Below are 21,248 nucleotides of genomic sequence, written 5' to 3'. Positions count from 1 at the left end.
ATCTCCAAAAGACGCGTGAAGGGATCCTTCCATGCCGCTGACCCCAGCCGATGTGCACAACGTCGCGTTCAGCAAACCGCCGATCGGGAAGCGCGGCTACAACGAGGATGAGGTAGACGCCTTCCTGGATCTCGTGGAGCAGGAGCTCTCGCGTCTGATCGAGGAGAACGCTGACCTGCGCCAGCGGGTTGCCGAGCTCGATGCGGAACTGGCCGACGCCAAGAAAAATCGCGGCCCGGCCAATGCCGCCGCGGTGAAAGCACCCGTCCAGCAAGCTCCGCCGCCCCCGCCCGAACCCATCAAGCCGCCGGTGCAACAGGCCCCGCCGCCGCCCCCGATGCCGGTCGCGGCCCCGGTAGCCAAGGATGCGCCGAGCGCGGATGCGAATCTGCAGGCGGCCAAGGTGCTCAGTCTCGCCCAGGAGATGGCGGACCGGCTGACCAGCGATGCGAAGCTCGAAGCGGAGAACCTGCTTTCGAATGCCAGGGCGAATTCCGAACGACTGGTCGGCGATGCGCGAACCCGCTCGGAGGCGATGATCGCCGATGCGCGGCAGAAGTCGGATGCGATGCTCTCGGATGCCCAGACCCGTTCGGACAACCAGCTACGGCAGGCCAAGGAGAAGGCCGACGCGCTGCAGGCCGATGCCGAGCGCAAGCACACCGAGATCATGGCCACCATCACCCAGCAGCGCAGCGTGCTGGAGAGCCGGATCGAGCAGCTCAAGACCTTCGAGCGGGAGTACCGCGTGCGACTGAAGTCGTACCTGGAGTCCCAGCTCGAGGAGCTGGAGAACCGTGGCTCGGCGGTGCCGGTGGACGGCGGCGAGGCGTTCGTCGATACCAATACCGCGAACAATCTCGCTCCCGCCTCATTCGCCAAGGGCGCCAAGTAATCTCGTGGTAGAGAGATATCTCCGCTGTAGTTGCTGTTCGAGTAGCTAGAGGTACGCCGAGCCGCCTGGCATGCCTAGGGGGTCAATATGCTCGTCTTGACGCTGGTCCTTGCTGCGATCGGGTTCGCCCTGCTAGTGGCCGCGCTGACCACCGGGTCGGTGCTGTGGGCCTGGGGGTGCATCCTCATCTGCATCGTGGGTGCTGTGCTATTGCTGGTGAGCGCGCTTTCCATGCGCAGCTCCGAGGGCGATTCCGCGCCGCCGCCTGGTCGGCATGCGAAACGGTAATTGTGGGCCCGACAAACTGGTTTGACCGTCCTGGTTAGAATCAAACATGTAATCGGCGTAGATCCGGCCATCACCGGGGAGTCTTCGGAAGAACGGTGCGCACGCCGCACTCAGTAGAACCGAACGGGTGAGCCCGTCACAGCTCGCAATGAGAGGTCCTGGTTGGTCGCGGATCGGCGCGGCGCCCGGACAAGCGGGGTGGTACCGCGGTTTCGACGCAACCGGCGTCGTCATCGTCCCCGTGCTGACACATACGCGCTACGGCGCGGCGGCACGAGGAGACGGGATCCGCGATGGCGGACGAACCTTCCAGCAGCGCATACCCACGCGTCGATCTGGGTGCGGGCACCGGCGCATCCTTCCCTGACCTGGAGCGTCGGGTACTCGACGCCTGGGCCGCCGACGACACCTTCCGTGCCAGCATCGAGAACCGTTCGGGTGCGCCGGAGTTCGTCTTCTACGACGGGCCACCGTTTGCCAATGGTTTGCCACATTATGGACATCTGCTCACGGGTTACGTCAAGGATCTCGTGCCACGTTTCCAGACGATGCGCGGCAAGCAGGTCGATCGACGTTTCGGCTGGGACTGTCACGGACTGCCCGCGGAAATCGAAGCGGAAAAGCAGCTCGGTATCACGGACAAATCACAGATCGATGCCATGGGGCTCGCGGAATTCAATGCGGCCTGTAAATCATCGGTACTGCGCTACACCGGGGAATGGCGTAATTATGTGACGCGTCAGGCCCGTTGGGTGGACTTCGACAACGACTACAAGACGTTGGATCTCGACTTCATGGAGTCGGTGATGTGGGCGTTCAAGTCGCTGTACGACAAGGGCCTGATCTACCAGGGCTTCCGGGTGCTGCCCTACAGCTGGTACGAGCAGACCCCGCTGTCGAATCAGGAAAGCCGACTCGACGACGCCTACAAGATGCGCCAGGACCCGGCCGTCACCGTGGATATGGTGCTGCGCGTGCCGGGTGAGCATCCGTTGCACGAACTCGACGGCGCGAACGCGCTCATCTGGACCACCACGCCGTGGACGCTGCCGTCGAACCTCGCGATCGCGGTGCACCCGGATGTGCGCTACGTGCATGTGCGAGGCGCCGACGGCAAGCGCTATCTGCTGGCCGCCGAGCGGGTCTCGCACTACGCTCGCGAATTCGGCGATGAGCCCGAGGTGCTCGGCGAGTTCGACGGCGCCGCTCTCGCGGACCTGGCCTACGCACCGCCGTTCGACTTCTTCGTCGGTCATCCCAACGCGCACCGCGTGCTGACCGCCGACTATGTGACCACCGACTCCGGTACCGGAATCGTGCACCTCGCACCGGCCTTCGGTGAGGAGGATATGGATGTCGCCGCCGCCAACGGCATCGAACTCGTGCAGCCGCTGGATCCGGGCGGCAAGTTCACCTCGATGGTGCCGCCGTACGAGGGCCTGATGGTCTTCGACGCCAATCCGGTGATCATCAAGGATCTCAAGGCGGCCGGAAAGCTGCTGCGGCACGAGACGATCGAGCACTCCTACCCGCACAGCTGGCGCTCGGGCCAGCCGCTGATCTACATGGCGGTGCCGTCCTGGTTTGTCGCGGTGACCAAATTCCGCGACCGGATGGTCGAGCTGAATCAGCAGATCACCTGGGTGCCCGAACACATCCGCGACGGACAGTTCGGCAAGTGGCTCGAGGGTGCGCGGGACTGGAATATCAGCCGCAACCGGTACTGGGGCAGCCCGATCCCGGTTTGGGTCTCCGACGATCCGGACTACCCGCGCACCGATGTCTATGGCTCGCTGGAGGAGTTGGAGCGCGACTTCGGCGTGCGCCCGACCGATCTGCACCGGCCGAACATCGATGAGCTGACCCGGCCGAATCCCGATGATCCGACCGGTAGGTCGACCATGCGCCGGGTGCCTGAGGTGCTGGACTGCTGGTTCGAATCGGGTTCGATGCCCTATGCCCAGGTGCACTACCCGTTCGAGAACAAGGAGTGGTTCGACAGCCACTTCCCGGGCGATTTCATCGTCGAGTACAACGGGCAGACTCGCGGCTGGTTTTACAACCTGCACGTGCTCTCGACCGCGCTGTTCGACAGTCCGGCCTTCAAAACCGTTGCCGCGCACGGCATTGTGCTCGGTGACGACGGACTGAAGATGAGCAAGTCCAAGGGCAATTACCCGGATGTGAACGAGGTGTTCGACCGGGACGGCTCCGATGCGATGCGCTGGTTCCTGATGAGTTCGCCGATCCTGCGCGGCGGCAATCTCATCGTCACCGAGCGCGGCATCCGCGAGGGGGTCAGCCATGCGCTGCGCCCGCTCTGGAACGCATGGACCTTCCTGCAGCTCTACGCCTCGAAAACCGGTGTGTGGCGTACGGATTCGCCGCATGTGCTGGACCGCTACATCCTGGCCAAGTTGGCCGCGACCCAGGCCGTGATGACCGATGCGCTCGAGGTCTACGACATCGCGGGCGCCTGTGAGGAGTTGCGTTCCTTCGCCGATGCGCTCACCAATTGGTATGTGCGGCGGTCGCGTTCGCGCTTCTGGGAAGAGGATCGGGATGCCGTCGACACACTGCATACGGTGCTCGAGGTCGTCACGCGGCTGGCCGCGCCGCTGCTGCCGCTGATCTCCGAGGTGATCTGGCGCGGGCTGACCGGCGAGCAGTCGGTGCACCTGGCCGATTGGCCCAAGGAGGGTGAGCTGCCGGAGGATCCGGATCTGGTCGCCGCCATGGACGAGGTCCGGGTGGTCTGCTCGACGGTGCTGAGCCTGCGCAAGGCGAAGAACCTGCGGGTGCGGCTGCCGTTGGCCGAGGTCACCATCGCCGCGCCCGATGCCGAGCGGCTGCGGCCGTTCGCCGACATCATCGCCGATGAGGTGAACGTCAAGAAGGTCGACCTGACCACCGATGTCGCCGTGCACGGCCGTTTCGAGTTGGTGGTGAACGCCCGTGCCGCGGGACCGCGCCTCGGCAAGGATGTGCAGACGGTGATCAAGGCGGTGAAGGCGGGCGAATGGTCCGAGAACGTCTCCGGTGTGGTCACCGCGGCGGGCATCGAACTGCTGCCGGAGGAGTACACCCAGCGCCTGGTCGCGGCCGAGCCGGAGTCCACCGCGGCCCTGCCCGGCAATGCCGGTCTGGTGGTGCTCGATTCGGTGGTGACCGAGGAGCTCGAGGCCGAGGGCTGGGCCCGCGATGTGATCCGCGATCTGCAGGAGACGCGAAAGTCCCTGGGGCTGGAGGTATCCGATCGCATCACCGTGGTGCTCGCGGTGCCCGCCGATAAGCAGGTCTGGGCGCAGACCCACCGCGATCTCATCGCGGGCGAAATCCTGGCCACCGAGCTGACTTTCGGTGAGCCGGGCGCGGATGCCACCGACATCGTCGGTGGCGTGCGGGTCTCGATCGCGAAGGTCTGATACGGCCGGAACGCGGTGCTCGGGGCGGGATCTGGAGATCCCGCCCCGAGTTGCATCGTGCCCCCTTAGATGTGATGTAGATCACATGCTGGAAAATAGCTGATTTCGTTGTCGTGCTCGCACAATGCCCGGCACAATCGGCATGTTGCTGTTGGTGCGCAGATCTACTTCTGTGACGGCAGTGATTGTTGGTGCTTGAACTGCTCTACCTGAAATACCTTGCGCCGCACGTGGATACGTGCCGCAGCGCAGGTGCAGTGACGTGCGGTTCCTTCCCCGGTATCGAGGCCGGTACTGCACGTCGACCGGGTCGATGGAAGGGGCGAGCATATGATCACCGAGCGCAAAATGGCGTTGCGGCGGATAGCTATCGGGTTTCTGGTATCGGCCGTGATGATGCTCGTCCTGGCCGGAACGGCGCGCGGTGATACCGGAAGCGGCTCCGGGTCGGGCAGCTCCGGCTCGGCATCCGGTAGTTCCGGCAGTTCCAGCGGTTCGGCTGCCCTGCCGCTGCCGAGTGTCGCCGGACTCGGCGCACTGACCGCGGCCTACACCCAGATCGGCAAACCCTACGAATGGGGTGCCACCGGCCCGTTCGCCTGGGATTGCTCGGCTCTGGTCCAGTGGGCATTCCGGCAGGTCGGGGTGAAACTGCCGCGCACCACCTGGGAGCAGGCCAAGGTCGGCGCCGCGGTTCCGTTCCCGGCCCTGTCGCTGGGTGATGTCGTAATCCTCAATGAGGACGCCTCACATGTCGGCATCTACGCGGGCTCCGGGCAGATCCTGGATGCGCACGACTGGGGCGTTCCGGTCGGTCTGCATCCTCTTCGCGACTTCGACATCTACACGATCCGTCGTTTCTGATCTGGACCGGCGACGTTTCCCCGATCAGCTCAGTTGCGCGTAGATGGGAAAGGTCGCCAGCACTGACCGACGACAAGGTTCGTCATCACGCCCTGTCCTAGGCGAACCCGATATCAGTCGACGAGTTGACGCAGCAGCGGCCCGTACTGCGGATGCGTCAGCGCCGAGGCGAATTGGGCGACCAGGTAATCGGCCGGATTGCCAGTGTCGTACCAGCGGCCCTGGATGACCTGGCCGAAGACCGGATTGTCGGCGGCGTGCACATTGATCGCATCGGTGAGGTACACCTCGCCGGTGCGATGTTCGTACCACTGCTCGGTCTGTCGGCGCAGTTCGCAGATGATGCCGGGGGTGACGACATAGCCGCCGATCGCGGCATAGTTCGACGGGGCGTCCTCGGGCTTGGGCTTTTCCCGCAACCCGGTGATGCGCAGCAGACCGTTGCCCTGATCGTCCGCGACGACCGGGACGCCGTAACGCTTGGATTCGGACGGGTCCATCGGCATCAGCGCGAGCACCGGCGCGCCGGTCGCCTCGTAGGCATCGATCAGCTGCTGGGCCCGCGGCACCCCGGCGACGAAGACGTCGTCGGGCCACAGCACCAGCATCGGCTCGTCGCCGAGATTACGGGCGGCATTGAGCACCGGGGTGCCATTGCCGTAGGGCCCGTGCTGATCGAGGTAGGTGATATGCCCGAGCCGGGACAGCTCGCCGACCTCCTCCACCGCATCGGCGAACGCGTCCTTGCCGTCGGCGCGAAGTTGGGCCACCAGGGCCGGGTTGGGACGGAAATGGTCCTGGATCAATGACTTTCCGCCGCTGACCACGATGGTGATATCGGTGATTCCGGATGCGACCAGCTCCCGGACGGTGTGCTCGATGACCGGCTTGTCGCCGACCGGCAGCATCTCCTTGGGGATGGCCTTGGTCAGCGGGAGCAGCCGGGAGCCGATTCCGGCGGCCGGTATCACGGCCTTACGGATCTTCATGGTCCGATCATCACATATCCGGCCGGGTCCGAACCGGTGATCCCGCGGCTTGGTCAGGGCATGTCGGGGCGGCAACACATCGGTATCGGTCCTGGTCACGGGCGGTTGAGCAGGGCAGAGCGCCGCGGGCTCCCGGTCGTCGCGCCGTTCGGATCGGGTAGCAATTTCGCAGGAATTACTCGGCTGGGCTACATCCGACACCCAGGTTTCCTGCCGGATTCACAGGGTTGTGCCAGTTGCGCGGTGGGCCGACCTGTCGGTGCCACAGCGTAGATTCCGGTGCGTGAGCACCGACAACACCGCTGTGGCCGCCGGGGAAGGCGCGTCCGTGCGAACGGCTCGGCGGTGGGTGCTGCACATCGATATGGATGCCTTCTTCGCTTCGGTCGAACAGTTGACCCGGCCCACACTGCGCGGGCGTCCGGTGTTGGTCGGCGGCACCGGTGGACGCGGTGTGGTCGCGGGGGCGAGCTATGAGGCGCGGGTATTCGGTGCGCGCTCGGCCATGCCGATGCATCAGGCCCGGCGGTTGGTAGGGGTGACCGCGGTGGTGGTGCCGCCGCGCGGTGCGGTCTACAGCGTGGTCAGTGCGCGGGTGTTCGATGCACTGCGCAGCCGCATTCCGGTGCTGGAGACATTGTCGTTCGACGAGGCGTTCGGTGAGCCCGCCGAGTTGGCGGGCGCGACCGTCGAGCAGGTGCTCGAATTCTGCGAGGACTTGCGCGCGCTGGTGCGGAAGCGGACCGGGCTGGTCGCCTCGGTCGGTGCGGGCACTGGTAAGCAGCTGGCCAAGATCGCCTCCGGAATGGCCAAACCCGATGGGGTACGGGTGGTTTCGCCGGATGAGCAGCAGCGACTGCTGGCCGGGCTGCCGGTGCGCAAGCTGTGGGGGATCGGTCCGGTGGCCGAGGGCCGGTTGCGTTCGCTGGGTATCGAGACCGTCGGCGCCTTCGCGGCGCTGCCGGAATCGGAGGCGGTGTCCATACTCGGCGGCAGCGTCGGTGCGGCACTGCACCGGCTGGCCCGCGGCATCGACGACCGGCCGGTCGCCGAGCGGGCCGAGGCCAAACAGATCAGCGCAGAGAACACCTATGAGACCGATATCGTCACGATGGCCCAGCTACGTCCGGCGATCGACACCATGGCCGCAGCCGCGCACCGGCGTCTGGAAAAGGACGGCCGGGCCGCGCGCACGGTGGTGCTGAAGCTGAAGAAATCCGATATGAGCATTGTGACCAGGTCGTTCACCTTGCCGTATGCGACGACCGAGCTGGCCACGCTGACGACGGCGGCGCAGCGCTCGGCCATTGATCCGGCCGAGCTCGGGCCGATTCGGCTGGTCGGGGTGGGCTACGGCGGGTTGTCGACGGTCCGGCAGGAGTCGTTGTTTCCGGAGTTGGATCAGGCGCCGGTCGAGGATGCGGGTGTCTGGGAGGGCGACGCGCCGCACTCCGATGACTGGGGCCGACCGGTGGGGCCGCCCGGGGCTGAGGACGGCGGCATCGAGCTCGGCGCGGGGGCGTCGGTCGGGCCGCCCGGCGTCGAGGTGATGGACACCGCGACATCCCCGGTCCCCACGACCACGCGGCCGAGCGTCGGTGCAGCTCAGGACGATTCGCCGGTGCGGAACGCGACGCTGTGGTATCCAGGACTGGATGTCACCCACCCCGAATTCGGGCACGGGTGGGTGCAGGGCGCCGGACTCGGTGTGGTTACTGTTCGGTTCGAGACCAGCTCGACAGGGCCCGGTCCGGCGCGTACCTTTGCCGCCGACGACATCAGTCTGTCCCGGGCGGATCCGCTCGGCAGTCTCCGCTGACAGGTAGCCTGGGTCATTCGTGCAGCGTCGCCGGTTCGGGTGACGGCTGCCGTTGGTGGAACGACATGTACCTACTCGAACGTAAAGGACGAGCAGTTGAAGCTTCGTAAGACTGGACGCATCGCCATCGCCGCCCTGGCCGTCGTCGCCGCACTCGGCATGACCGCCTGCAGCGATGACAAAGACAGCAAGCCGGCCGCGAAGACCAGTACCAGCGCCAAGGCCTCGGCCAACGCGACCACCAATCTGCCGCCGGTCCCCTCCGTCGCGGACCTGAACACCCAGCTGCAGCGTGCCCTCGATCCGTCGATACCCAATTCGGAGAAGCTCGACGGCGTGCAGGGCGCCGAGGCCGATCCGGAACTGCCGAACCGCCTCGCCGAGGCCGCCAAGAACGCCAACATCAGTGTGACGGTCACCGATGTGACCAGCTTCGGCGACAGCGTCAATGCCAAGGCCAAGGTCGTGCTGAACGGTCAGGAGAACATTATCGACGTGCCGTTCGTCGCCGAGAACGGCAAGTGGAAGATCCAGAAGGCCTGGGCCTGCACCATGCTGACCAACCTCGGCCAGCAGTCCTCGGCCTGCGGCTGAGTTCGCTCGGTAGCGACTGCTTGCAGGTCGCTCGAAAGGGCCAGCTGGCGCGGCCGACCCGGTGTCGGCCGCGACAGCTGTGCGCTTGCTGAGAATCAATGCCGCACGCTGGCAAGAACTTTCGTTCGAAATAGTTACCGTTAGGATCAGGCCCCGTGGCTGACACGATGGTGTGGGCGGGGCAGCCGTCCGTCGAGGAATCCGAACTCGGGACGGCACAATCGAAGACGCGGAGGGGTTGGGCCGGTCCGGTCGCGGGGCTGTTGGGCGCATTGTTCGCCGTCGCCGTGCCGCTGCTGCCGGTGCGGGTGGACGCGGCGACGCTGACCTGGCCGCAGGCGGGTTCGGCGCGCAGTATCGAGGCGCCGCTGATCTCCTATGCGCCATTGACTTTCGACGCCACCCTGCCGTGCACAGCGATCGACCAGCTCAGCGCGAAGGGCGGCACGCTCGCGGCGACCGGACCCGATGGCGCACCGGATCTCGAGCGTTACGGATTCGTCGCCCGCGTGCGGGCCGGAGCCGACACTCCGGCGCGGCTGGATGTCGTACTGCGCAATCAGGCATTGCTCAGCGTGCCGGTGGCCGAACTGGTTCCGGGCTGTGAACTCACCGTGCACGCCGATAACACCAGCGCGACCGCCACGCTGGTCGGATTCGAGGCGTCCGGATTCCCGTTGGTGCTCAATGGCGACTATCGGCCACAGATGGTGGGCATCTTCAGCGATCTGGCCGCGGCCGACGGTGCGCGCGTCACTGCTGAACTCGACACCCGGTTCTCCTCGACGCCGACTCCGCTGAAGCGCGTGGCGATCTGGCTCGCGGTCTTGTGCACGATTGTCGCGCTCGTCGCGCTGTATCGGCTCGACCGAGTGGACGGACGGCGGGTGCGCCGGTTCCTGCCGCAGCGCTGGTGGACGTTCACACTGGTCGATGCGGTGGTGCTCGGCACGATGGTGGTCTGGTACTTCATCGGGTCGACCACCTCCGATGACGGCTATCAGTTCGGCATGGCCCGTGCGTCGGGTGTCGCGGGCTATATGGCCAACTATTTCGCCTACTTCGGCGTGCCCGAGAATCCGGTCGGCACACCGTATTACGACCTGATCCGGATCATGACGCAGGTCAGTACCGCCAGTCCATGGGTGCGGCTGCCCGCGCTGTGCTGCGGTGTGTTGATGTGGCTGCTGCTCAGCCGTGAGGTGGCGCCCCGGCTCGGGGTCGCGGTGCGGCGCGACCGCGTCGCGATGTGGACCGGCGCACTCGGTTTCCTGACCATCTGGCTGGCCTATGACAACGGGCTGCGTCCGGAACCGCCGGTCGCGCTGGGACTGCTGCTCACCTGGTGTCTGGTCGAGCGCGCCATTGCCACCCGGCGGCTGCTGCCAGCCGGATTCGCGATCCTGGTCGCCGCCTTCGCCTGTACCGCCGGGCCGTCGGGTGTGATCTGTATCGCGGCGCTGCTGGCGGGCTTGCGACCGGTCGCGCGAATCATCATGGACCGCACCGGGACTCGGGGATCGTTGCGGTCCGGGGTGGTCGGGTATGCGATGCTGCTCGCCCCGCTGCTGGCCGCCGGTATCGTGGCGCTGGCGATCATGTTCGCCGATCAGCCTTTGGCGGCGATGTTCGAGATGAAGCGGATCCACCACATCGTCGGCCCGGATGTCGAGTGGTTCAACGACTATCTGCGCTATCAGTATCTCTTCCAGGGCGAGACGGACGGATCGGTCGGCCGCCGAATCGGTGTGCTCGCGATGTTGGCGGGGCTCATCGTGTGCGTCATTGTCCTGCTGCGCAAGGGCGGTCGGATTCCATTGCTGGCGGCCGGGCCGACCCGGCGCATCCTCGGCGTCACCGTCGGCGCGCTGTTGCTGATCATGGTCACGCCGACCAAGTGGACCCATCACTTCGGCGTGTACGCGGGCGTCGCCGGTGCCGTCGCCATGGTGACCGCGATGGCGGTCGCCCCAAGGGTTTTGCGGGCGCCGCGCTATCGCGCGCTGTTCGCCGCGGTGGTCGCGTTTCTGCTCGCGCTGGTGTTCTCCGGCCCCAATAAGTGGTGGTACGTCTCGTCTTACGGCATTCCGTGGTGGGATAAGCCGCCGGTGATCGCCGGTGTCGAGCTCAACAAGCTCTTCCTGCTCGCTGCCGCCGCATTGCTCGCCGTGGCCGCGTGGTGGCATGTGCGGGCACCGGAACCCGGTACCCCGCATCGGGTTTCGCGTCTCGCGTGGCGGGTCTCGGTGCTGCCGCCGCTGACCATCGCGCTGGCACTGCTCGTGGTCTGGGATGTCGGCTCCTTCGCCAAGGCGGCTGTGGCCCAGGGCCCGGCATTCTCGCTGGCGCGCTCGAATATCGAGGCGCTGACCGGGAAGACGGCGGGTCTGGCCGGTCATGTGCTGGTGGAGACCGATCCGAATGCGGGCATGCTGCGGCCGCTGACCGGCGATGCGGTGAGCACGCTGTCGGGCACCGGTACCGGATTCACCGGTTCGGGGGTGGCCGCCGACCTGCGACCCGACGACGATTCGAGTCCGACCGGCAGTATCGCCGACGCGCTGAGCAGCAAGTCGGCCTCGGAGAACACCGCTGGAACCGCCACCGCCGCACTGCCTTTCGGACTGAATGCGTCGACCACGCCGGTGCTCGGCAGCTACGGCTCCGGTGACGCGGGACCCGCCGACCTGACCACCGGGTGGTACCGGCTCCCGGAACCCGTTGACCGCCATGGCATTATCGCGCTGACCGCGGCGGGCCGGATCCGCTCGGTCGACGCCGACGGCATTGTCACCCCAGGGCAGACCCTCGAAATCGAATACGGCGCAACTGATTCCACGACTACCGCGCAGCCCATGGGCAAGGTCACCCCGATCGACATCGGACCGGAGCCGTCCTGGCGCAACCTGCGCGTACCGTTCAGCGAAATCCCCACCGGCGCGGACGTTATCCGGATCGTCGCCGTCGACCGCGACCGCAATCCGAAGCAGTGGCTGGCCGTCACCCCGCCGCGGGTGCCGCAGACCAGAACGCTGGACGATGTTGTCGGCTCCCAGGTCCCGGTCCTCACCGACTGGATGGTCGGCCTGCAATTCCCCAACCAGCGCCCCTACGACCACCGCGACAATATCGCCGAGGTCCCGGCCTATCGCATTCTCCCGGACCGTCCGGGCGCCGAAATCACCACCCTTTGGCAGAGCCACGACGGTGGCGGCCCGCTCGGCTGGTCCAATATGCTCCTGCGTCCGCGCACTCTGGCCACTTACCTCGATCAGGACTGGCGTCGTGACTGGGGCGAACTCCAACAACTGGTCCGTATCGACCCCAAGGCCGATCCCGCCGAACCGGAAATCACCCAGCAGGACCACTCCGGCTTGTGGAGCCCCGGCCACATCAACACCGCCTACTGACCGGCGTGGACGAACCTGTCGGTGCCCGCGCGTAACGTGCCGCTCGACGGAGAGGTCACAACCGGGGGGTATTGCGATGCCGCTGACGGGAAGCCGATTCCGCATCCGAGCACTGTGGCGGCGACGACGTTTACCACCGCTGCCTGATAGTCGGCGCGAGGCGCCTAGATCTTGGTCGCGATGCGGATGGCCAGGTTGACGAGGTCCGCGGCGGTGTAACCCGGGTAGCCGTGCAAGAGTTGACGCCAGTGATGCGGGATGGCGGTGGCGCCCCAGCGGGCGCCGAGCAGGCCGCCCGCGATGGCGGCGGTGGTGTCGGTGTCGCCACCCGCGCGGACGCAGAGTTCGAGTGCGCGGGGGAGGTGGTCCGGGCCGGAGGCATCGGCGGTGGTGATGGCCCACCAGGCGGTCTGCAGCGCGTGGACGACCCAGCCGTTATTCGAAAAGTCTTGCGGGCCACCGGCTTCGGCCTGGTCGAGCAGATGGGTCCAGTAGGCGGCGCTCGGCGAGGCGTCCACGAAGTCGCGGACACCGTCGAAGGTGCCGGTGAGTACGGCGTGCCGGATGGCGTAGGTCCAGATCTTGCACGCCTCGATGGCCTGCTGGTCGTGATGGGTGAGCGCGCCGATCGCACCGGCCATGCGGACGCATTCGTCGGCATCGCCGAGGTATGCGAGGGCGACGGGCGCGGTGCGCATCAGCGAACCGTTGCCGCCGGTCTTGCCGTGCAAGGACATTGCCTGCATCTGCATCTCCCGGGCCGAGCGCGGGCGCACCGAGAGCACGGCGCGGGTCTGGATGCCGATATCCGGCGGATCGGAATCGAACCACCGGACGAATCCGGCCGCCACCTCGTCGAGATCGATGCCCGTCCGCTTATCGGCGGCCAGCGCGATGGCAATCGCCATCGATGTGTCATCGGTCCACTGTCCCGGCGCCCATCGGCAGGGCCCGCCGCCGATCATCTCGATCGCGACATGCGGTCCGGGCCAGGTGAATTCGTATCCTGCCCCGAGCGCGTCGCCTGCCGCGGTGCCGAGCAGCACACCCGTCGCTCGATCCAGCTGCGCATCGTCCAGCATCAAGAAACCTTCCGCCGCCTGCGGTTTTCGCGGCCAATGTACCCGAGGACAAGGCCGGTTCCGTGCTGTCGGAATCGACAAGCGATCGCGTGGAAAACTGTGCCCTCACTACGACCCCATGGCTGGGAAGGGCAGGTCAGCGGTGGTCTGCTGAACTGGCCGGTTCGGGCTGCGCGGTCCTGATCCGCCGCCGACCGCGGATCAGCGCGTCGCCGGTGAAAATCGCCAGTGCCGCCCAGATGAGTGCGAAACCGGCCCACCGCGACGCGGGCATCGGCTCATGCGCGACGGCCACGCCCCAGGCCATCTGCAGCGCGGGCGTGAGGTACTGCAGCAGTCCCATGGTCGAGAGCGGAACCCGTTGCGCGGCAACGGCGAACAGCAGTAGCGGCAGCAGGGTGACCGGACCGGTCGAGATCATCAGTCCGGAATGCGCGATGCCACTGGCGAATTCGCTGCGCCCGGTCACCGCGAAGACGATCACGAAGGCCAGCGCGAACGGTGCGGCGACCAGACCCTCGGCCGCGATTCCGTGCAGTGCGTCCAGCGCGATCACCTTCTTCACCAGCCCGTAGGTGGCGAATGAACAGGCCAGCGCCAGCGCGATGAGCGGCGGTCTGCCGTAGTCGACGGTGAGCACGGCGACCGCAACCGCACCAAGACCCAGCGCGGCCCACTGCGCCCTGGCCAATCGCTCACGGAATATCAGCACGCCGAATGCCACGGTCACCAGCGGATTGATGAAATAGCCCAGCGCACACTCCACCACATGCCCGGAGGTGACGCCGTAGACGTACACGCCCCAGTTGATCGATAGCGCCGCGATGGCCACCGCCGCCATCCGCCAGGTGCGCGGGGCGATTCCGCGCAGCCCACCGAGCTGCCCGGTAATCGCCAGTACCACCAGCACCAGCACCAACGTCCACAGAATTCGCTGCGCCACCACCTCGGCCGGATTGGCGAAGGCCAGCAACCCGAAGTACGCCGGAAACAGCCCCCAGATCAGAAATGCGCCTGTACCGAACACCACACCCGGGACCGCCCTGCTTCGCTGCACCCTACCGACCGTAGTTCTCGGTAGCCTTGCGGTCATGTCGATTACCGTGCCCCATTCGGCCGTCATCGGGCTGACCGCGGCGGAGGTCGAGCAACGTCGCCGCGACGGGCTGACCAATGACGTGCCGGACCGGGCGAGCCGATCCGTACGCGACATCGTCCGTGCCAATGTCTTCACCCGGATCAATGCCATCCTCGGTGTGCTGTTCATCCTGGTGCTGGCGACCGGCTCGATTATCGACGGCATGTTCGGTCTGCTGATCATCGCCAATAGCGCGGTCGGCATCATCCAGGAGATCCGCGCCAAGCGCACCCTGGACCAATTGGCCATTGTCAGCCAGGCCAAGCCGACCGTGCGCCGCGACGGACAGGCGCTCGAGGTGGCGCCGAAGGAGGTCGTCCTCGACGATCTGATCGAGCTCGGCCCCGGCGACCAGATCGTCGTCGACGGCACGGTCGAGGAGTCCGCGCTGCTCGAGGTCGACGAATCGCTGCTCACCGGGGAGGCCGACCCGGTGGACAAGCCCATCGGCGCGGCGGTGATGTCGGGCAGCTACGTCGTTTCCGGCTCCGGCGCCTACCGTGCGACGAAAGTCGGTAAAGATGCCTACGCCGCGAAGCTGGCCGAAGAGGCGAGCAAGTTCACGCTGGTCAAGTCCGAATTGCGCAGCGGTATCGACACCATCCTCAAGGTCATTACCTATCTGTTGATCCCGGCGGGTCTGCTGAGCATCTACAACCAGTTGTTCTCCAGTAAGGAGTCCTGGCGGCCCGCCGTCACCGGCATGGTCGCGGCACTGGTACCGATGGTGCCCGAGGGCTTGGTGCTGATGACCTCGGTCGCCTTCGCGGTCGGCGTGGTGCGTCTGGGTAGACGCCAATGTCTGGTGCAGGAATTGCCCGCTATCGAGGGGCTGGCCCGCGTCGATGTGGTCTGCGCGGATAAGACCGGCACGCTCACCGAGAACGGGATGCGCCTGTCGGATATCAAGACGCTCGGCAGGTTCGACGACGCCGAGGTGCGACAGGCCTTGGCCGCCATGGCCGCCGACGATCCGCGCCCGAATGCGAGCGTGCAGGCCATCGGCGAGGAGCTGACCGATAAGCCGAATTGGCGGCACACCGCGGTCGCGCCGTTCTCCTCGGCGAAGAAGTGGAGCGGGTTCTCCTACGGCGAGCACGGCGACTGGCTGCTCGGCGCACCCGATGTGCTGCTGGATCCGAGTTCGGAAGATGCCCGTGTCGCAGAGGAACTCGGCTCATCGGGCCTGCGCATTCTGCTGCTCGCGCGCAGCGACCGTCCGGTCGATGCCGCCGACGCACCGGGCGTCGTCGACCCCGCCGCCCTGGTCGTGCTCGAACAGAAGGTGCGTCCCGATGCCCGCGAGACCCTCGATTACTTTGCCAGCCAGCAGGTTTCGATCAAGGTGATCTCCGGCGACAATGCCGTCTCGGTCGGCGCGGTGGCATCGTCACTGGATCTGCGCGGCGGTGATCACGCGGTCGATGCCCGCGAACTGCCCGAGGACCGTCCCGCACTCGCCGATGTGCTCGAGCGCGAGACCACCTTCGGCCGGGTGCGCCCGGATCAGAAGCGAGCCATGGTGGGCGCCTTGCAATCTCGCGGCCACACCGTCGCCATGACCGGTGACGGCGTGAACGATGTACTGGCACTGAAGGATTCCGATATCGGTGTCGCCATGGGCTCGGGCAGTCCGGCAACGCGCGCGGTCGCCCAGATCGTGTTGTTGGACAACAAATTCGCCACCCTGCCGTATGTGGTCGGCGAGGGCCGCCGGGTGATCGGCAATATCGAGCGGGTCTCGAATCTGTTCCTCACCAAGACCGTGTATTCGGTGCTGCTCGCCTTCCTGATCGGCATCGCCGGTGTGGGCTCACAGATCTTCGACTACGAACCGATCGGATATCCGTTCCTGCCAAGGCATGTCACGATCGCGGCCTGGTTCACTATCGGCATTCCGGCCTTCATCCTGTCGCTGGCTCCGAACAATGAACGCGCCCGCTCCGGATTCGTCTCGCGCGTCATGCGTTTGGCGATTCCCTCCGGTGTGGTGATCGGCATCGCCACCTTCGTCGCGTATCTGATCGCCTACGCGGGACCGCACGCCACCTTCGAGCAGAAGGAGCAGGCGGGCACCACCGCGCTCATCACCCTGATCATGATCGCGGTGTGGGTGCTGGCCATCGTGGCCCGGCCGTACGTGTGGTGGAAGGTGGTGCTCATCGGCGCCTCGATCCTCGCCTATGTGCTGTTGTTCACAATCCCGTTCACCAGGCATTTCTTCAAACTCGACCCCTCGAATATCGAGCTCACCACCGCGGCGTTCATCTGCGGCGCCGTCGGCATCGTGCTGGTCGAGGCCGCCTGGTGGATCGCGGGCGCAGTTCAGGGCGACAAGCACACGCTACTTCCGAGCTCACCGGGCGGGAGTGCCTGAACAACTGGACACCCGACCCGCCGCGCCACGAGATACCTTGTGCGAAGCGATCATTCAGGGTTGGAGTACCTTCTCGACTATGGAGGTATTGCTGCATCAGATCGACGCGTTCGCCGACGCACCGTTCTCGGGCAACCCGGCCGCGGTCATGCCGCTGGCGGCATGGTTGCCGGACGAGCTGTTGCAACATCTGGCCGAGGAGAACAACCTCGCCGAGACCGCCTTCTACACCTCGCAATTACCCGTCGAGGCGGGCGGTCCACCCGGTGAGTGGCCCGCCGTGCACCTGCGTTGGTTCACCCCGACCAGGGAGGTCGACATGTGCGGCCATGCCACGATGGCGACGGCCGCGCAGCTGCTCGAGGACATCCATCCCGGCGAGGACCGGGTGAGCTTCTTCACCCGCAGCGGCTGGCTACACGTCGACCGCACCGATGACGACGAATACGTACTCGACCTACCCGCGCTGGAATCCGAGGAGGTCACGCCTGATCCCGCGCTGGTGGATGCGCTCGGCGTCCGCGCGGTGCGTGCCTACACCGGATTCGACGAGGTGATCGTGGTGGGTTCCGAACGCGAGGTGCGTGAGGCGCGGCCGAATTTCGCGGCCTTTCCACCGCTGGCCTTCGATGCGGTGCTCACCGCGCCCGGCGATACCGTGGACTTCGTCTCCCGGGTCTTCGGTCCGGATCTCGGCGTGGTCGAGGATCCGGTCACCGGATCGGCGCACGCACAGCTGGTTCCGCTGTGGAGCCGTGAATTCGGCCGGACCGAACTCAGCGCCCGTCAACTATCCAGGCGCGGCGGCAGCCTGCGCTGTGAACTCGCGGGCGACCGGGTACTGCTCATCGGTCGCTGCCGCCGATACCTGGATGGTGTTGTGTCACTGCCGGATCGACCCCGGGGCTACTGATCCGGGACGGGTCCGTCATCGGTACCGGGCAGCGCGATCTCCTCGGACTCCGGCAGCAACGCAACGATGGCGAAACTGGTGGCGACCGCGTCGGCGGGCAGGGCCTGTACGGCGCGGATGTCATTCTGGGTCGCCAGATTCCGGAGCTCGGGCAGCGATCCGCGGACCACCAGACCGACCGTGCACGCGCACCCGGCGCGCAGCCGACCCGCCGACACCGCATTGATGCGATCGGTACGTTCGTCGGCCGCGCGCTGTGCCACCAGTTGCCAGGCGGCATTGTCGGCGGACGCCACGGCTACCGCATTTCCGGCAGGCAGTTGCACCGTGACGATCGGGGTGTTCACCCGCGGTATCCACACATGGTGGCTGGCCGCGGCGATGCGCAGGCCGCCACTGTGTGCCGGAATCTGGTCCGGGGTAAGGGGTTCGGTGAACGAGACCAGCGCCCAGTGTTCCTCGGTATCCGAACCCGACAGCGAATCCCGTGCCCGCGCGAGATAGTCCGCGACGCGCTCACCTCGTTCCGGCCCGAGCCGATCGGTCGAGATGCCGGACGGCCGTGGGGGATTGAGCGAACCGAGCACCACGATCAGCACTACGAAACCGACGGCGCCGACGGCAATGGCAATGCGGCGCAAGGTTTCAGGCATTGCGCAACACGTCGAGGGCGTTCTTCAGATCGTCCGGATATTCGCTGGTGATCTCCAGATACCGGCCGTCGGCCGGGTGGTTGAATCCCAGCGAACGCGCATGCAGCCACTGCCGTTCCAGCCCCAGCCGCTCGGCCAGGCGGGGATCCGCACCATAGGTGAGATCACCGCAGCAGGGGTGGCGGATCGCGGAGAAATGCACCCGGATCTGGTGGGTGCGCCCGGTTTCCAGATGAATATCGAGCAGGCTGGCCGCCTGGAACGCCTCGACGGTGTCGTAGTGGGTAATGCTCGGTCGCCCGTCCGCGGTGACCGCGAACTTCCAGGCATCGCCGCGGGCCCGGCCGATCGGCGCATCGATGGTGCCGCTGCTCGGATCCGGATGTCCCTGTACCAGCGCGTGATAGCGCTTATCGACGGTGCGCTGTTTGAATGCCCGCTTGAGCGCCGTGTACGCGTGTTCGGACTGCGCGACGACCATCACGCCGGAGGTGCCGACATCGAGCCGGTGCACGATTCCCTGCCGCTCGTGCGCGCCCGAGGTCGAGATGCGATAGCCCGCCGCGGCGAGTCCGCCGACCACCGTCGGCCCGGTCCAACCGACGCCGGTGTGCGCCGCGACGCCGACCGGCTTGTCGACCGCGACGATGTCATCGTCGGCGTAGAGGATCTTCATGCCCTCGACCGGCTCCGGCTCGATGGTGAGTTCCCGTTTCGGTTCCGGGAACTCGACCTCCAGCCATGCTCCGGCCATCAGCCGATCCGATTTGCCCGCGGCGACGCCGTCGAGATGCACCGAACCCTCCTCGGCCAGCGCGGCCACGGCGGTGCGGGACAGCCCGAGCAGACGGGACAGCCCGGCGTCGACGCGCATGCCGTCGAGTCCGTCGGGTACCGGCATGGTTCGCGTTTCCCTCATGCCTCCACCTCGCTGGCGCTCGGTTCCGGCATGAGCGAAGCCCGCTGTGACATGGTTCGCTCGCTGCGCTCGCTCACGCCGCATTCCCCTTGCTGCTGGCCGCACCATTGGCGCCGTTGTCCGAAGGCTCGTCCGGCTCCGCGGCCGTTTCCGCGGCGGTCTCTGCGGTGTGATCGTGTCCGGCGCGGGTGCCATCGGGTTCGAAGCCGAAGACGGTCAGCACCACCAGCAGGATCGCACCGCACACGATCGAGGAATCGGCCAGATTGAATACCGGCCACCAGCCGACGGCGATGAAGTCCACCACATGTCCCTGCAGCGGTCCGGGCGCACGGAACAACCGGTCGACCAGATTGCCGAGCGCGCCGCCGAGCACCATGCCGAGCCCGATCGCCCACCACAGCGAGCGCAGCGTGCGCCCGATCCGGATCACCCCGATCACCACGGCCGCGGCGACCAGGGTCAGCAGCCAGGTCATGCCGGTGGCCATCGAGAACGCCGCGCCCGGATTGCGTACCAGCGACAACCGCGCGAAATCGCCGATGATCGGCACCGGATCGCCCGGGGTCAGCTCGGCCACGACAATGGTCTTGGTGAGCAGGTCCAAGCCGAGCAATACCGCGGCGATGATCAGCAGCGTGCGTAGCCGCAGCGGTGCGGCGGGCTTGGCAGGATCGGCGGTCGGGGTCGGAATTTCTGTGTCGTCGCCGGGTGGTACCGCCTTATCGGCGGAGTTGTCCTCGGGCGGCCGGTCGTCACTCACGCGACCATCATCTCTCGAGTAACGATTTGCCCTACGCACGCGGTCACCTGCATGTCCCAGCTGACACTCAGGAAGCGGTCGTACTCTGATGCTCGTGACGGTGTTGTCTTCCCCCCACGTACCCCGAATCGCGCGCTCGGGTGTGCTGCTGATGGTGCTCGCGGTCGGATTGTCCGCGTTCGGTGTCGGCTGTAGTGACGGTGCCGAGTCGCGCGTCGAGTCCGACAGCACCGAGCCGGTCGGCATCGGCAAGGAAGTGACCGTGCCGATTTCGGCGGCGGTCGCCACCGTTGTGTCCGCGGGCGAGGAGCCGCGATCGCTGCTGCGTCCCGACTATCCGGCGGGCACGGTGCAGCAGGTGACACTGCGCACCGATCACCATATCGAGCAGCAGATCAATGATCAGCCGCCGAGTGATTTCTCCTCGCCCGCGCTGACCATTCCGATGACGGCGCAGACAGATAGCGACGGTGTCGAGCTGACGCTCGGCACCATTTCCTCCCCGGATCCGTCGCTGGCCAAGGCGCTCACGGCCGCCGATGGTTCGCACGCCGGATTAGATATGAGCGAACTCGGCGCGATCACCGCGCTGCGGCTGGCCCCGGCGCCGGATACCTCGAATAACGCCCGCGCCGCCTTGGAACAGGCTTTCTACCAGGCGGTTTACCGTTCGATCACCTTTCCGGACCAACCGGTCGGCGAGGGTGCGGTGTGGACGGTGCGTCAGGAGGTCGACGGCGGTGTCGCACTCGATCAGGTGACCACCGCGACGCTGACCAAGCGGGATGGCGACCGGCTGACCATCGAACTCGAGGTGACCCAGAAACCGAAGTCGCCGGTGTGGTCGCTGCCGAACAACGCGGGCACCCTCGACATCAAGGACTACGTCATGCAGGGCTCGGGCACGATCACCGTCGACCTGGGGCTGCCGCTGCCGGTCGCGGGCTCGATCACCGTCGGCGGACATCAGGCCTACCGCGATCCGCGCAGCGCCAGCATGCTCCAGCAGACGATCAATACGCAGGTCACCTGGAACGAATGAGTCCGTAGCTGTTTGCGCCGATCAGGCATGTCGTGCGCGGGTGAGGAATAGGCTCGCACCTGTCCGACAAACGCCTC

At 66.3% G+C, this 21,248-nt stretch carries 16 protein-coding genes; 10 read left to right on the top strand and 6 right to left on the bottom strand.

The annotated features are described in order from the left end of the window. The first annotated feature begins 31 nt into the window (after positions 1-31). The 4 genes from wag31 to NA5_RS21150 all read left to right on the top strand — a co-directional run bounded on the left by wag31 (position 32) and on the right by NA5_RS21150 (position 5,472). On the top strand, positions 32-895 hold the full coding sequence (gene wag31, locus NA5_RS21165) for a DivIVA-like cell division protein Wag31 (protein ID WP_062988685.1): 864 nt from the start codon (positions 32-34) through the stop codon (positions 893-895). A gap of 87 nt (positions 896-982) precedes the next feature. Continuing rightward, on the top strand, positions 983-1,183 hold the full coding sequence (locus tag NA5_RS21160; RefSeq protein WP_062988683.1) for a hypothetical protein: 201 nt from the start codon (positions 983-985) through the stop codon (positions 1,181-1,183). 293 nt (positions 1,184-1,476) lie between these two features. After that, complete coding sequence (gene ileS / locus NA5_RS21155; RefSeq protein ID WP_062988682.1) at positions 1,477-4,608, top strand: isoleucine--tRNA ligase; 3,132 nt, start codon at positions 1,477-1,479, stop codon at positions 4,606-4,608. A gap of 330 nt (positions 4,609-4,938) precedes the next feature. Next, on the top strand, positions 4,939-5,472 hold the full coding sequence (locus tag NA5_RS21150; RefSeq protein WP_062988679.1) for an NlpC/P60 family protein: 534 nt from the start codon (positions 4,939-4,941) through the stop codon (positions 5,470-5,472). Between the two features lie 113 nt (positions 5,473-5,585). Here the strand turns inward: NA5_RS21150 and NA5_RS21145 are convergent, their stop codons facing one another. Then, positions 5,586-6,461, bottom strand: a complete 876-nt coding sequence (locus tag NA5_RS21145) for a UTP--glucose-1-phosphate uridylyltransferase (RefSeq protein ID WP_062988804.1) — start codon at positions 6,459-6,461, stop codon at positions 5,586-5,588. Positions 6,462-6,825: 364 nt separating this feature from the next. Here NA5_RS21145 and NA5_RS21140 point away from each other — a divergent pair, with 364 nt between their 5' ends. From NA5_RS21140 to NA5_RS21130, 3 genes are all read left to right on the top strand, one after another. Beyond that, complete coding sequence (locus NA5_RS21140; RefSeq protein ID WP_062988803.1) at positions 6,826-8,280, top strand: DNA polymerase IV; 1,455 nt, start codon at positions 6,826-6,828, stop codon at positions 8,278-8,280. Positions 8,281-8,376: 96 nt separating this feature from the next. After that, the gene (locus NA5_RS21135) at positions 8,377-8,874 is read left to right on the top strand and encodes a WKL family lipoprotein (protein WP_062988677.1); all 498 of its coding nucleotides are present in this window, start codon (positions 8,377-8,379) and stop codon (positions 8,872-8,874) included. Positions 8,875-9,041: 167 nt separating this feature from the next. Then, positions 9,042-12,284, top strand: a complete 3,243-nt coding sequence (locus NA5_RS21130; RefSeq protein WP_084484322.1) for an arabinosyltransferase domain-containing protein — start codon at positions 9,042-9,044, stop codon at positions 12,282-12,284. A 164-nt stretch (positions 12,285-12,448) separates the two neighbouring features. Here the strand turns inward: NA5_RS21130 and NA5_RS21125 are convergent, their stop codons facing one another. Both NA5_RS21125 and rarD read right to left on the bottom strand, forming a co-directional pair. Beyond that, positions 12,449-13,369 carry an ADP-ribosylglycohydrolase family protein gene (locus NA5_RS21125; protein WP_062988673.1) on the bottom strand — a complete coding sequence of 307 codons (921 nt, stop codon included), beginning with the start codon at positions 13,367-13,369 and terminating at the stop codon, positions 12,449-12,451. Between the two features lie 133 nt (positions 13,370-13,502). Further along, positions 13,503-14,459, bottom strand: a complete 957-nt coding sequence (gene rarD, locus NA5_RS21120) for an EamA family transporter RarD (protein ID WP_062988671.1) — start codon at positions 14,457-14,459, stop codon at positions 13,503-13,505. Between rarD and NA5_RS21115 the strand changes: the two genes are divergently transcribed. Continuing rightward, complete coding sequence (locus NA5_RS21115; protein ID WP_062988669.1) at positions 14,458-16,881, top strand: HAD-IC family P-type ATPase; 2,424 nt, start codon at positions 14,458-14,460, stop codon at positions 16,879-16,881. The genes rarD and NA5_RS21115 overlap by 2 nt on opposite strands. Before the next feature lie 79 nt (positions 16,882-16,960). Continuing rightward, positions 16,961-17,794 (top strand): PhzF family phenazine biosynthesis protein, encoded by an 834-nt coding sequence (locus NA5_RS21110; RefSeq protein ID WP_062988667.1) that lies wholly within the window; start codon positions 16,961-16,963, stop codon positions 17,792-17,794. Here the strand turns inward: NA5_RS21110 and NA5_RS21105 are convergent. From NA5_RS21105 to lspA, 3 genes are all read right to left on the bottom strand, one after another. Next, positions 17,788-18,447, bottom strand: a complete 660-nt coding sequence (locus NA5_RS21105; RefSeq protein WP_062988665.1) for a hypothetical protein — start codon at positions 18,445-18,447, stop codon at positions 17,788-17,790. The two genes, NA5_RS21110 and NA5_RS21105, sit on opposite strands and share 7 nt — an antisense overlap. Beyond that, positions 18,440-19,366 (bottom strand): RluA family pseudouridine synthase, encoded by a 927-nt coding sequence (locus tag NA5_RS21100; RefSeq protein WP_062988663.1) that lies wholly within the window; start codon positions 19,364-19,366, stop codon positions 18,440-18,442. The genes NA5_RS21105 and NA5_RS21100 overlap by 8 nt, the downstream gene beginning before the upstream one ends. Before the next feature lie 73 nt (positions 19,367-19,439). Beyond that, positions 19,440-20,129 (bottom strand): signal peptidase II, encoded by a 690-nt coding sequence (gene lspA / locus NA5_RS21095; RefSeq protein ID WP_062988661.1) that lies wholly within the window; start codon positions 20,127-20,129, stop codon positions 19,440-19,442. Positions 20,130-20,217: 88 nt separating this feature from the next. Between lspA and NA5_RS21090 the strand changes: the two genes are divergently transcribed. Further along, positions 20,218-21,171, top strand: coding sequence for a hypothetical protein (locus tag NA5_RS21090; RefSeq protein ID WP_084484302.1), 954 nt, complete (start codon positions 20,218-20,220; stop codon positions 21,169-21,171). Positions 21,172-21,248: the final 77 nt, after the last annotated feature.

Origin of the sequence: Nocardia anaemiae NBRC 100462, from assembly GCF_001612725.1 — a bacterium.
GTDB classification, from domain to species: domain Bacteria; phylum Actinomycetota; class Actinomycetes; order Mycobacteriales; family Mycobacteriaceae; genus Nocardia; species Nocardia anaemiae.
Note: the sequence above shows the minus strand (reverse complement) of the source record. Positions and strands in the feature narration are given on the sequence as shown.

Coding starts and splice junctions, on each gene's coding strand:
- wag31 (WP_062988685.1), top strand. CDS start 32: ATGCCGCTGACCCCAGCCGATGTGCACAACGTCGCGTTCAGCAAACCG.
- NA5_RS21160 (WP_062988683.1), top strand. CDS start 983: ATGCTCGTCTTGACGCTGGTCCTTGCTGCGATCGGGTTCGCCCTGCTA.
- NA5_RS21115 (WP_062988669.1), top strand. CDS start 14,458: ATGTCGATTACCGTGCCCCATTCGGCCGTCATCGGGCTGACCGCGGCG.
- NA5_RS21145 (WP_062988804.1), bottom strand. CDS start 6,461: ATGAAGATCCGTAAGGCCGTGATACCGGCCGCCGGAATCGGCTCCCGG.
- NA5_RS21140 (WP_062988803.1), top strand. CDS start 6,826: ATGGATGCCTTCTTCGCTTCGGTCGAACAGTTGACCCGGCCCACACTG.
- NA5_RS21150 (WP_062988679.1), top strand. CDS start 4,939: ATGATCACCGAGCGCAAAATGGCGTTGCGGCGGATAGCTATCGGGTTT.
- NA5_RS21090 (WP_084484302.1), top strand. CDS start 20,218: ATGCTCGTGACGGTGTTGTCTTCCCCCCACGTACCCCGAATCGCGCGC.
- NA5_RS21105 (WP_062988665.1), bottom strand. CDS start 18,447: ATGCCTGAAACCTTGCGCCGCATTGCCATTGCCGTCGGCGCCGTCGGT.
- NA5_RS21110 (WP_062988667.1), top strand. CDS start 16,961: ATGGAGGTATTGCTGCATCAGATCGACGCGTTCGCCGACGCACCGTTC.
- rarD (WP_062988671.1), bottom strand. CDS start 14,459: ATGACCGCAAGGCTACCGAGAACTACGGTCGGTAGGGTGCAGCGAAGC.
- ileS (WP_062988682.1), top strand. CDS start 1,477: ATGGCGGACGAACCTTCCAGCAGCGCATACCCACGCGTCGATCTGGGT.
- NA5_RS21100 (WP_062988663.1), bottom strand. CDS start 19,366: ATGAGGGAAACGCGAACCATGCCGGTACCCGACGGACTCGACGGCATG.
- NA5_RS21130 (WP_084484322.1), top strand. CDS start 9,042: ATGGTGTGGGCGGGGCAGCCGTCCGTCGAGGAATCCGAACTCGGGACG.